We start from the raw sequence: 12,424 nt of genomic DNA, 5'->3' as shown, positions 1-12,424 counted from the left end.
AGTTAGAATGTTACCTGAAGACCGGCCAGCAGGGTACGTGCCTGCGGGTAGTTAGCGTAGTCGATGCCGCTCCGCAGCAGCGTTCCATTGCGCGAACCAATCTCCGGGTCATAACCCGTGTATTTGGTCAGCGTCAGCAGGTTCTGACTCGATACATACACCCGTACTTTGTTCACCGACCCACTCGTTAAACTGCCCAATGCCTTGGCCGGGATCGAGTAGCCGATCGACAGGTTCTTGACGCGCATGTACGAACCGTCTTCAATGAACCGATCTGACGTACGGCTGTTGTTGTTCGGATCACCCGCCACTGCCCGGGGGATGTTTGTATTCGTATTGGTTGGCGTCCAGGCGCTTAGAACGGCAGGACCTGCATTGAAGAGCCGGAGCATACCTTCTGTAACAACCCGGGTGCCGTTGTAGATTTTGTTGCCGTAAGTACCCTGCAAATACAGCGTAAAGTCGAAGTTCCTGTACGTACCGCTAAAGTTGAGGCCGTAATTGAACTTCGGCAGGTAGCTGCCCAGGTACGTCCGGTCATTCGCGTCGATTTTACCATCGCCGTTCAGGTCTTTGAACCGAATGTCGCCAGCCGACGTGTTTTTGGCCGGGTTATCCGCATCGCGCGTGGCAGGGCGGTTCTGAATAGGCGAGCTATACACTTCGTCGATCGACTTGAAAATACCATCGACTACGTAGCCATAGAACGACTGAATGGGTTGCCCAACTTCGGTCTTGGTGATATCGGCTCCGCCGTAGTCAGCATTGGAGCCTGCATAGATCGCTGAGGTTGGGGTGGCCAGGCTCAACACCCGGTTGCGGGTAATGCCCACGTTGGCCGACACGTTCCAGCGGAAAGCACCTTTCGAATAGTTATACCCCGCCTGGAATTCATACCCCCAGTTCTTCATGCTGCCGATGTTGGCCACCGGTGCGTTGCTGTAGCCGATCGAGTTTGGAATGGGAACGCCCAGGATAAGCCCGTCGGTGAACCGGTTATAGATTTCGGCCGTAAACGTGATCTTGTTGCTAAACAGGCCCACATCGATACCGCCATTGACCATGTCGGTCGTTTCCCACTTCAGTTCGGTGTTCCCCAGCGAGTTGAAGTAAGAACCCAGGCTGTTTGCCGAGCCGAACGGGTAGGCCGTTGCATCGGCCGATACGAGCGACTGCCAGGCGTAGTTGCCAATGCCGTTGAAGCCCGTCTTGCCGTAGCTCACCCGGAGTTTCAGTTCAGACAGCTGCGGTACACCTTTCATGAACGACTCCTGATCCATACGCCAGCCGAGCGATGCCGACGGGAAATTCCCCCATTTGTTGCCCGGCGCAAACAACGACGAGCCATCGCGACGGATCGAGGCGCTGAACAGATACTTACCTGCGTAATCGTAATTGACCCGACCAATGTAGGAGATCAGGTCCGTTTCTGCCCGCGTGCTGGTGATCGCCGGGTTACTGACCCCCTGAATCACATCCAGGTCATTGTTGGGCCGGGTGCCCGATCCATTCATGCCTGTCGACAGGACCTGTTGCGTTTCAGCAACAACCAGCAGACTCAGGGAGTGTTTCCCGAAGCTTTTGTCGAACGAAAGCTGATTGGTGATCGTCTGCGCGATATTCGTGTTTCGCGACTGCGAGACAGTGGCCGAGCTACGTGTTGTATACCCATCGTTGTAGATTGGGTTGAACGTGCTGCCATTCGAGAAGCCCAGATCGACGCCGTAGTTGAACCGGTATTTCAGGTAACTCGTCAGCCGAACATCCGCATAGATAGTGGCAAAGGCTTTCAGGAACTTCGTCCGGGTGACGTCCATGGCTGGTGCCCGAAGTGGGTTTTCCGGGTCTGACCCATCGGCGGCCGTTGGTGCGCTATAGCCCCCTACTTTGGTCGGGTCCGTTGTAGGCCAGTAGGGCATCATCCGGAGGGCGTGCATCAACTGCGACCGATCGCCGGTGGTTTCGTTACGCTGATTGCTGTAGGCCGCCGTCAACGTCTGACCAATCGAGAGAAACTTGGTGATCTGGTGATCGGAGTTCAGCCGCAATGAGCCGCGTTCGAAATCAGTCCCCTGCATGATACCAACCTGCTTGAAATAGTTACCCGACGCAAAGAACCGCGACGTTGCATTGCCACCCGACAGAGAAAGCTGGTGCTGCGCAATGGGCGCATTACGGAAAAGCTCGTTCTGCCAGTTCGTTTCCGTCTCGGCAAACGTTTGAGTGGCACCCGCATAAATGGGCGTATTCAGGTTATTGAGCCGCGAGGGAAGAGCGATACCCGCATTGGCCGTGAGCGCTTTGGCATATTGCACATACTGATCCCGGTTGAGGACATCAATTTTATGCGTTGCACTCTGAACGCCGACGTACGAATCCAGCGAAACGCGGACCTTGCTATCCCGGCTTCCCTTTTTGGTCGTGATCAGAATAACCCCGTTGGCGGCCCGTGATCCGTAAATAGCCGCTGAACTGGCATCTTTCAACACTTCCAGCGACTCGATGTCATTGGTGTTGAAGCTGTTGAGGTCGCCCGTTGGTACGCCGTCAATAACGTAAAGCGGGCCAGATCCGTAGCTGATTGACCCAACACCCCGGATTTGCACGATAGGCGAGTTACCTGGTCCACCGTTGTTAACGACGGATACGCCCGGTACACGGCCCTGAAGCGCTGAAGCCAGGTTGGGGACTGGCAAGGCCGTTATCTCTTTCGGCGTCACCGTCGATACCGCGCCCGTCAGAGACGACCGTTTCTGAGTGCCATACCCCACCACAACCACTTCTTCCAGCGAACCGGCGTCGGCTACCAACGATATATTGATCGTTGTTTGATTACCGACCGTGACCTCCTGTTTTTTATAACCAATGAAGCTAAATACCAGTATCGAGCTACCATTAGGTACGTCGATACGATAGGCCCCGCGTGCATCAGTCGTTGTTCCTCTTGCTGTTCCTCTGATCTGAATGCTTACCCCTACCAGCGGGCTGCCTGTTTCATCGAGCACAGAACCCGTTACTGATTGATCGGCTAGGCGGGCCCAGCTTGTGATCGTCAGGGCGTGAACGATAATGAGGGTGTAAAGTCCAATCCATATGAGCTTCTTTAAGGAAGCATGGATTTGTAATTGTTTAGACATAATTTTAGGGGTTTGTTGGTTTCACAACGGACAAAAAAATCCCTGCATCCGATTACGGATGTTCTCTCGCAGGAACAAAAAGGGAGCTTCGGAGTCAGTAATGCGCCAACATTGCTGACTCTTTTTTTATGCGTATAGCATGTGATCGCGCATAGGCTGAAGGAGGGTTGGGTTTAATTTAATTCGGTTGTAGTGGGCAAACACTGACTGGTCTCAATCATAAAGGCACGCTGGTTTACTTTCCACTGCATAGCAATCATGGGTAAGGGGTACATAGAATAGACTTGTCTTCCAGTCTGGTGAAGCCCGTTTACTCTATTCTACAGGAATTCCATTATCTCTATCAGGTAACTGCTTAATTCTATGTGTCAAAATGACACTTTTTCATTTGTACGAGTAAAGGCGTTTGACTGTGATGCATGCCGCGAGTGGAATCCAGGAAAAGTCCCGCTGCTTAAAAATGACAATTTTTAAAGTGAAAATACTATTTATATATGGATTGTCAAGGCGTTGGTCATATCTTGATATATATCAGTCATATTATTACATATATCCGTCAGGTTATCACATTTACTATACGTTCGTAGCCTGGAAATACTACTTATAACTATAGCTCTTTGATAGTCTATTATACAGTAGCTGGTCTGAACAACAGCAGGAAAACCAGTAGATCAGCCTGATCTTGTCTCGCGAAATTCTACTTAATCACGCCTTTATGGCTTATTGCGTACTCGGAAAGACAAGTGGTGCGCAGCTTCTTTACTTCGAGCGGACCAGATAAAAGAAAGCCTTCTGATTGAAGCAGAGCCAGGGCATGTGCATCCGTTTAGTCCGCCTGTTGTAAGCCTTATCAAAAAGCAGCCAACCATTCGTCTTCTTTGCTGCGCATTAGTTTCTCATCCTCAGGCGACTTGTCGCCGTAACCGCAAAGGTGGAGCAGACCGTGGGCCAGCACCCGGCGCATTTCCTGTTCGGGCGAAACGCCCAGTTGGCCAGCATTGTCGGCTACGCGGTCAACGCTGATAAAGATGTCGCCCTCGATGGGGTCGTCTTCAAATTCGCGATTATCGAACGTGATGATATCGGTGTAATAGTCGTGGTTGAGGTGTTCGCGATTGACCTGCAACAGGTAGTCGTCGGAGCAGAACACGTAGTTCAGGTCGCCCATGTCGTGCCCTTCGGCCCTGGCCTGCGTCGTGAGCCATTTTTTCGCCGCCAGTTTCTGCGATAACTTATAGTCGACGTCTTCGTTGAAAAAGCGAATCATGCTTAAGGGGAGTAAAGGAGTAACGCAGGAAGGGAGAAACGGTAGCTTCGCGCGTTGATAACTCAACATGCAAAGCTACCGTTTCTCCCTTCCTGCGTTCCTCCTTTACTCCTTTATTTCTATCTAACTTAAAATTTCACCCGCACCCCCGCCAGTACATTGCGGGTGGCTTGTGGGTAATAGTAGTTGTACGAATCGAGGCGGCCTTCGCTGATATAGCCATAGGTGTAGCCGTTCGAGACGTAGCGCTCACTGAACAGGTTATTGACCAGCAGGGTGAAGGCGATTTCCTTCGCAAACGTGGGCTTCAGCGTGTAGATGAACCGCAGGTCATTCACGAAATAGGCGTCGATCTTCCGGTCGTTGCTACTGGTATTATCCAGGAACTGCTGACCCACATATTTCGATAAAAAGCCGATTTCCAGGCCTTTGGCGGCTGTCAGCACCAGTTGCGAGCCGGCAATGACGTTGGGCGAAAAGGCAATGTCGGTCTGCGCAAACTGGCGGGCTTCCTGGCCGGCATCTGAGTCGAAAAACTGGGTATAGTTGCGAATTTTGTTCTGGCTGAAGGTGCCGTTCACGCTCCAGCGCAAGGCCTTCGTCAGCAACGTAGTTACTTCGGCCTCAATACCGGCTCGGTAGCTGCTGGGTACGTTGATCCGGTTGAACGCGCCCACGTCGTTGATGGCTCCGTTGAGCACCAGCTGATTGCGGTAATCCATGAAATAGCCGTTCAGGCTCAGGGCCACCCGGTCGGTACGGGTTTTCACGCCCGCTTCCCAGTCATACAGCCGCTCGGCCGCTGGTCGGCTGCCCGGTGTCGACTGCGTGTAGTCGTCGCGGTTGGGTTCCTTGTTGCCCACGCCGACCGATGCGTAGGCCGTGGTGCGGTCGTTGACGGTGTAGGTAACCCCCGCCTTTGGATTGAAAAAGGTTAGCGCCGCCTGCTGCTGCACGTTCTTCAGCTGGCTATTGAAGCCCAGAAACGAGTAATTCACCGAACGTACCTGCAAGTCCAGGAAGGCATTCAACTGGGTCGTGAACTGGTAAAAGGCTTTGGCGTACACATTTACGTCGGTCTTGGTGGCGTCATCTTCGTAGTACCGATACGGTGTGTTAGGAACGAACTGCCCCGAAATAACCTCGCCGAAATGCTTCCCCTGGTACTTGTTCAGTCCGCCACCGATGTTGGCTGTAAGCCGGTTTTTGGTATCGTAATCAAACGAGAAAACGGTGCCGTAAAAGTCATTATCCAGCCATCGGCGGCGCACAATGTTCGACCGGCTAGTGACCGAATCGCGGATAACGACATTGGGAAGACCGTATTTACTTAGCTTGTCACCTTCCTTGAATTCTTCGTAGTAACCGCGCCCTTTCGTATAAAAGAGCGATACATTGGCCCGCCAGCTCCGGCTCAGTTCGGTTGAGGTAATGAGTTGATACTGATCCTGTTGGTAGTTGTCTGTCTGGTTCGGGTACGTAAATTCGTTGTAGGTCCGGTTCGTCGCCAGCAACTCTTCGGGTACGCCATTCCAGGCCTGGTATGTCTTTTCCTGTCCCGAGAAAACGTTGAGCCGAATGAAGCTTTTCTGATTGTAATACCCACCCGACACATAAAACGATTTCAGATCCGACGCCGCCCGGTCGATATAGCCATCCGACGCGATCTTCGACAGCCGCGCGTCCACCACAAAGTGGTTCGATAGCAGGCCCGTACCGGCCTGCACCGTGGCCCGCCGTGTGTTGAACGACCCGCCCGACAGGTTCACTTCGGCATACGGATCTTTCTGGAGCGAATTGGTCTGCACGTTCACACTCGCGCCAAACGCCCCCGCCCCGTTGGTCGACGTACCCACACCCCGCTGAATCTGAACGCTATTGACCGACGACGCAAAATCGGGCATATTCACCCAATACGTCCCCTGCGATTCGGCATCGTTATATGGAATGCCGTTGAGCGTCACGTTCACCCGCGTAGCATCGGACCCGCGAATACGAATGCCTGTGTAGCCCACGCCCGCGCCTGCATCCGACGTGGTCACGACCGAGGGTGTGAAGTTGAGCAGCAGCGGCAGATCCTGCCCCAGATTGAGCTTGGTGAGGTCGCGCTTCGTCACGTCGGTGTAGGCAATGGCCGATTTCTCGCTGGCCCGCGTAGCCAGCACAACAACCTCATCCATAACTATTTCGCTCTGGTGCAACCGGAGTGTGAGCGGCTCGGTAGCTGGTAGCTTAATGGTCTGGTCAACAGCGTCGTAGCCAACGATAGAAGCACGTACCTGGTACGTACCCGGACGAAGATTGGTGAGCCGAAAAGCCCCTGATGCATCGGTACTGGTTCCTTTCAGGGAGCCATCGAGCGTGATGGCAACGCCGGGTAACGGGCTGCCGTTTGTTTCCCGCACAAGGCCGGAGAGGGTAAGTGATTGTGCCCAGGCGGGCAGTTGGAATACGCACCACAGCAAGAGTGTGGCGGCAAAACGATAGGTCGTTGCGTTGGTCATCATGACACAAACGGTTAACGATAAGGCGTAGGGGCCAAGCCTATCTTTGGTGAAAAAAGAGAGTTTCAAGTGTCAGGTATCAAGTTTCAGGTGCGCTGCTAACAACCACCTCGGTGATAAGCAACGCACCTGAAACTTGATACCTGACACTTGAAACTCATGTTTACATTCCCTGCTGCGGCATTACCCGTGTACAGGTTCTATGGGTATAATCTCAGCCCGTTGTTATAAGGCACCCCTGAAAGATTAATGACGCAAAGTTAATGCGAAAAGAGTTTCAAGTGTCAGGTTTCAGGTTTCAAGTTTCAAGTGTCAGGTTTCAAGTGCGTTGCTTACCTATGTTTTTGTTAATAAGCAACGCACTTGAAACTTGAAACCTGACACTTGAAACTTCCCTTCTACATTTCCACGCTAAACGCCGACAGTTTCACGAACTGACTGACGCGGTCCTGAATTTCTTCGGGAGACAGGTTCAGGATGCGCTCGGCACCGAACTTCTCCACGCAGAACGACGCCATCGCCGACCCGTAGATGACGGCCCGTTTCATGTTGTCGAAGGAGATATCGTCGGTTTTGGCGATGTGGCCGATGAAACCGCCCGCAAACGTGTCGCCCGCGCCGGTTGGGTCAAATACCGATTCCAGTGGCAGGGCAGGGGCGGCAAAGATCCGGTCTTCCTGGAACAGCAAGGCGCCGTGTTCACCTTTCTTGATGATGACCGTTTTGGGGCCCATCCCCATGATCGTGGCCGCCGCGCGTACGAGCGAGTAATCACCAGTGAGTTGGCGGGCTTCTTCGTCATTCAGGACCAGCACGTCCACGTCTTGCAGCAGCGCTTTCAGATCGGCGTTGGCAATCTCGATCCAGAGGTTCATCGTGTCGAGCACGATCAGCTTGGGCTGGTTGGTCAGGCGTTTGATCACCAGGTGCTGAATGGCCGGGGCCGTGTTGCCCAGCATCAGGTACGTGCATCCCTGATACGATTCAGGAATGATAGGGTCAAAGTTCTCCATCACGTTGAGCTGCACGTCGACCGTATCGCGCGAGTTCATGTCGTTATGGTATTTGCCCGACCAGAAAAACGTTTTTTCGCCCTGCCGGATCTCCAGCCCGTCCACGTTTACACCGTGGCTGACCAGCGTGTCGATCATACTTTGCGGGAAATCATCGCCCACAACGGCCACCAGGTTATTTTCTTCGGTGAAATACGACGCCGACAGGGTAATGTAGGTGGCGGCACCGCCAATGATTTTGTCGGTCTTGCCGAAGGGGGTTTCCAGGGCGTCGAACGCGACCGAACCCACGGTGAGTAAACTCATGCTGTTTGTAGTGTCAATTGATGCCAGCAAAGGTAAGCGTGAGCGGGGTATGTAAAGTGAAGGCTACGCGTGCATCGATGAGGTTTAACCGGTATACATTACGCGCCAAAAAATGAATAAAGGTGTTTTTTGGCCAAATGTTGTACTTTAGGGCAACTTTTTCAGCTTTTTATTTGTGAGTCAGAAGCATCGAACTGTCATCTTCTACAAGTCTTATTTCGAAGAGTTCTTTACAGCCCAACGGGATAAAGTGAAGGATGAAATCATCTGGACGCTTAGCCTGATTGAAGAGCTTCAACGAGTGCCCGAAACGTACCTGAAGCACATCGAGAACACGGACGGCCTCTATGAGATTCGAGTGCAGGTGGGAAGCGACATCTTTCGGATTTTCTGCTTTTTCGATCAGGGTCAATTAGTAGTGCTGGCGAATGGGTTTCAGAAGAAATCACAAAAGACGCCAAAACAGGAAATTGATAAAGCGCTCAGTATTAAAAACGATTATGAAAACGAACAAAAATAACGTGACAACACTCGACCAATTGAAAGATAAACAATACGGTCAGCGTGGCTCAGCGAAACGGGAGGCATTAGAGGCTGGTTATGAGAGCTTTAAGATTGGCGCACTTTTACATCAAGCTAGACTTGAAAAAGGCTTAACTCAGGAAGAGCTAGCTGATCGTGTGGGTACAACAAAATCCTACATCTCTAAAATCGAGAATAATATAAAGGAGGTACGCTTGTCGACGCTCCAGCGGATCGTTGAAATCGGCTTTGGTGGCCAGTTGCAGCTTTCTATAAAGTTGTGAGCCAGTAACAGCAGCACTTTTGTCATCCCGACGACAGGATCGTTCCGCCGCTGCGGGATGACAAAAAACGACCAGATAAGAAACTAAATCGACGTACCTGGAATCTCCTTCACCAACTGCTCTCTAGATCACTTTATGCCGTTTGAACTCCTTCTCGCGGTCGAAGAGGAAGCGGTAGGTGATGTGGCGTTTGACGACTTTGCCGCCGAGCATCTTCGAGAAACGGATCATTCGGACGTTGAAATCGCCGATCCAGTTCAGTTCTAACTGGCTGAACTGGTGCTTCTTGCCGCCCCAGGCCTCGCGCGTTGGGTAGGCAATGGCAATGGCCGATTCGATGCCTTTCCCCTGAAAATCAGGCACAACGCCGAAAATAACGCCGAAGGCTTTATTGGTCGGTTTGACCAGTTTGTGGTACAGGAAGGTCAGCTTGCCACGCAGGTCCATCTTGCCGTTTACGTGCTTGAAGTACTGGTTCAGCTCGGGTAGCATGATAAAGAACGCTACGGGTTGCCGCGATGGGCCGCTGCCGTGATAGCCGAACCAGACCAGGTTTTCTTCCATTACCGGCTTCATCTTCTGCATCAGCACCAGCGCCTTCTCGGGTGTCATATCGGGCGTACCCAGAATTTTGGCCCAGGCTTTGGTGTAGATTTCGGCGAAATCAGCGGCATATTGGGGGAGTTTGTTCTTCTGAATATGCTCGAACGTGTAGGCCGGGTCGTCAAGAATTGCTTTGGCCCGGTCGAACACTTTCTGCTGCATGCCGTTCGCAATCAGCTCATCGTAGGCAATGGGCAGGTAGAAGGTGTGTTGCTGGAAATAATCGTTGAACCCGTACGCCTCGAAAAACGGTACGTAATACGGTTTGGTGTAGGGCATACCGTAGTTGGGCTCTTTGTCGTAGCCTTCGACCAACAGGCCCCACCACCGGTCGCGGTCACCAAAATTGATGGGCCCGTCCATGGCTTCCATGCCTCGAGCCGCCAGCCATTCCCGACAGGTATCGAACAGGAGGAAAGCCGCTGCCTGATCATCGATGCACTCGAAAAAGCCCATTCCGCCCGTCGGCTGGTCTTTTTCGGCCTTCAGCGTTTTCTGATTCACGAAAGCCGCTACTCGCCCGATGGTCTCGCCCGCCTCATTTTTCAGGACCCAGCGCGTGCATTCGCCATCGTCGAACAACTTGTTGCGCCTGGGGTCGAACACGCTTTCCAGATCATCGTCGAGCGGACGAATCCAGCAGGGATCATTCTTGTACAGCCGAACCGGCAGTTGAAGAAATTCGGTACGGAGGGCGGCGTTCTGGCCTACTTCGAGTAATTGCATGAAACAAAAATAGTCTACTGTTTGCTGTTTACTGTTTTCGGTTGCGCTGCTGGGGCAAGTAATTCATCGTTGTCGCTTGCCTGTGACGAGTGACCCCTATCGACAGGGCCTCTGGCCCGCTGGTTCACTTTCGTATGGCCAGCTAAGAAGACCTAGTTTAAAGCTATGAACGGGCCAGAGGCCCTATCGATAGTGGTCACTCGCCATAGGCAAGCGACAACGGAGTTAGTCTTCCGTCCTCTATGGGGTCACTCGCCAGTTTACTGTTTGCTGTTTACCGTTTTCTGTTGCTCCGCTCATAGACAACCTCGTTGTCGCTTGCCTGTGGCGAGTGACCCCTAACTAGAGGGCCTCTGGCCCGTTCATGGCTTTAAACTAGGTCCTCTTAGCTGGCCATACGAAAGTGAACCAGCGGGCCAGAGGCCCTATCGATAGTGGTCACTCGCCATAGGCAAGCGACAACGGAGATGAATTTTTACTGTTGCAAGATTGGTGTTCGTTCCAGTAAGCGGAGCAACAGAAAACGGTAAACTGCAAACGGTAAACTATTTTTGTGTCATGCAACCGCTCTCGCTCTACAATACACTTTCCCGTCAGAAAGAACCGTTCGACCCCATCAGCGCCCCCAACGTGGGACTCTACGTCTGCGGCCCAACGGTTTATAACTACGTTCACCTCGGCAACCTCCGCACCTTCCTGACCTTCGACAGCCTATTTCGCTACCTGACATTCATTGGTTACAAAGTCAGGTACGTTCGGAACATCACCGACGTGGGGCACCTGGTGGGCGATGGCGACGAGGGCGAAGACAAGATTGGCCGGATGGCGAAACTCGAACAGATTGAGCCGATGGAGATCGTGCAGCGTTACACCAACGATTTTCACGACGTGCTGTTGACCTTCAACATGCGTCCGCCGAGCATCGAGCCAACGGCAACGGGCCACATGATCGAGCAGATCGAAGCGGTGAAGTTGCTGATCGATAAGGGGTTAGCTTATGAATCGAACGGGTCGGTGTATTTTGATATTGAGCAGTATAACAAAAACGGTGGCGACTATGGCAAACTGTCGGGCCGGATTCTGGACGACCTGCTCAATGAAACCCGCGAGCTGGACGGACAGAGCGAGAAACGGAATCCACTGGATTTTGCGCTCTGGAAAAACGCTTCACCCGAACACCTCATGCGCTGGCCGTCGCCCTGGGGCGATGGTTTTCCGGGCTGGCACCTTGAGTGTACCTGCATGAGTACCAAATATTTAGGCTCTCAATTCGATATTCATGGCGGCGGTATGGACCTGAAGTTTCCGCACCACGAATGCGAAATTGCCCAGGGGAACGGCCTCAACGATCGCGCTCCGGTTCGGTACTGGATGCACTCGAACATGCTGACGGTCAACGGGCAGAAGATGAGCAAATCGCTGGGTAACTCGTTCCTGCCATCACAGTTGTTCGCCGGTGACCACCCGCTGCTCGATCAGGCCTATTCACCCATGACGGTTCGGTTCTTCATGCTGCAATCGCACTACCGCAGTACGCTCGACTTCTCGAACGACGCGCTGAAAGCGGCCCAGAAAGGCTACAAACGACTCGTGAACGGCTATCGGCTCATCAAATCAATGACGTACCTGGCCGACGAAGGCGTGGAAGTCGATCCGAAACAGGGCGACGAAATTGCCAACTACAAACAGGCCCTGTTCGACGCCATGAACGACGACCTGAATACGGCCGTTACGATTGGTCACCTGTTCAGCCTGCTGAAAAAAGTAAACCAGCTCGATACCCGTCAGGTGTCGATGGGTCAACTGGGAGAAGAAGCATTTACTCAGTTGAAAACGACGTTCCTTCAATTTTTCGAAGAGGTACTGGGATTGCAGGAAGAAATCACACGCGACCAGTCGGCGATGGTTGGCGGTATGCTGGACCTGTACCGCGAATACAAAACCCAGCGGTTGTACGACAAAGTAGATCAGGTACGTACCTACTTCAAATCGCAGGGCCTGGTCATCCGCGACATGAAACACCGCATCGACTGGGCTTATGAGGAGTAACAGAATAGCTTGC

Annotated in this window: 8 protein-coding genes; 3 read left to right on the top strand and 5 right to left on the bottom strand. The window is 52.6% G+C overall.

The features are described from left to right. Window positions 1-2 precede the first annotated feature (2 nt). The 4 genes from ACAW75_RS12945 to ACAW75_RS12930 form a co-directional block, all read right to left on the bottom strand. A complete protein-coding gene (locus ACAW75_RS12945) occupies window positions 3-3,137 on the bottom strand; it encodes a SusC/RagA family TonB-linked outer membrane protein (RefSeq protein WP_370729146.1) in 3,135 nt (1,044 codons plus the stop codon). Between the two features lie 850 nt (window positions 3,138-3,987). Then, the gene (gene ybeY, locus ACAW75_RS12940) at window positions 3,988-4,404 is read right to left on the bottom strand and encodes an rRNA maturation RNase YbeY (protein ID WP_370729145.1); all 417 of its coding nucleotides are present in this window, start codon (window positions 4,402-4,404) and stop codon (window positions 3,988-3,990) included. 128 nt (window positions 4,405-4,532) lie between these two features. After that, window positions 4,533-6,908, bottom strand: coding sequence for a TonB-dependent receptor (locus tag ACAW75_RS12935; protein WP_370729294.1), 2,376 nt, complete (start codon window positions 6,906-6,908; stop codon window positions 4,533-4,535). A gap of 398 nt (window positions 6,909-7,306) precedes the next feature. Beyond that, window positions 7,307-8,227, bottom strand: coding sequence for a PfkB family carbohydrate kinase (locus ACAW75_RS12930; protein WP_370729144.1), 921 nt, complete (start codon window positions 8,225-8,227; stop codon window positions 7,307-7,309). A 175-nt stretch (window positions 8,228-8,402) separates the two neighbouring features. On the opposite strand from ACAW75_RS12930, the gene ACAW75_RS12925 reads away from it, so the two are divergent. Then, complete coding sequence (locus tag ACAW75_RS12925) at window positions 8,403-8,747, top strand: type II toxin-antitoxin system RelE/ParE family toxin (RefSeq protein ID WP_370729143.1); 345 nt, start codon at window positions 8,403-8,405, stop codon at window positions 8,745-8,747. Beyond that, entirely contained in the window at window positions 8,728-9,033 is a 306-nt protein-coding gene (locus ACAW75_RS12920) for a helix-turn-helix domain-containing protein (RefSeq protein WP_370729142.1), read from the top strand. The genes ACAW75_RS12925 and ACAW75_RS12920 overlap by 20 nt, the downstream gene beginning before the upstream one ends. Window positions 9,034-9,156: 123 nt before the next feature. Here ACAW75_RS12920 and ACAW75_RS12915 read toward each other — a convergent pair whose 3' ends face one another. Continuing rightward, window positions 9,157-10,362, bottom strand: a complete 1,206-nt coding sequence (locus tag ACAW75_RS12915) for a hypothetical protein (RefSeq protein WP_370729141.1) — start codon at window positions 10,360-10,362, stop codon at window positions 9,157-9,159. 558 nt (window positions 10,363-10,920) lie between these two features. Between ACAW75_RS12915 and cysS the strand changes: the two genes are divergently transcribed. Next, a complete protein-coding gene (cysS, locus tag ACAW75_RS12910) occupies window positions 10,921-12,411 on the top strand; it encodes a cysteine--tRNA ligase (protein ID WP_370729140.1) in 1,491 nt (496 codons plus the stop codon). Window positions 12,412-12,424: the final 13 nt, after the last annotated feature.

This window comes from Fibrella arboris (assembly GCF_041321095.1).
GTDB lineage: Bacteria > Bacteroidota > Bacteroidia > Cytophagales > Spirosomataceae > Fibrella > Fibrella arboris.
Note: the sequence above shows the minus strand (reverse complement) of the source record. Positions and strands in the feature narration are given on the sequence as shown.

Bases quoted from the DNA above. Each gene is read 5' to 3' on its own strand.
- ACAW75_RS12935 (WP_370729294.1), bottom strand. From the start codon at position 6,908: ATGACCAACGCAACGACCTATCGTTTTGCCGCCACACTCTTGCTGTGG.
- ACAW75_RS12920 (WP_370729142.1), top strand. From the start codon at position 8,728: ATGAAAACGAACAAAAATAACGTGACAACACTCGACCAATTGAAAGAT.
- ACAW75_RS12945 (WP_370729146.1), bottom strand. From the start codon at position 3,137: ATGTCTAAACAATTACAAATCCATGCTTCCTTAAAGAAGCTCATATGG.
- cysS (WP_370729140.1), top strand. From the start codon at position 10,921: ATGCAACCGCTCTCGCTCTACAATACACTTTCCCGTCAGAAAGAACCG.
- ybeY (WP_370729145.1), bottom strand. From the start codon at position 4,404: ATGATTCGCTTTTTCAACGAAGACGTCGACTATAAGTTATCGCAGAAA.
- ACAW75_RS12915 (WP_370729141.1), bottom strand. From the start codon at position 10,362: ATGCAATTACTCGAAGTAGGCCAGAACGCCGCCCTCCGTACCGAATTT.
- ACAW75_RS12930 (WP_370729144.1), bottom strand. From the start codon at position 8,227: ATGAGTTTACTCACCGTGGGTTCGGTCGCGTTCGACGCCCTGGAAACC.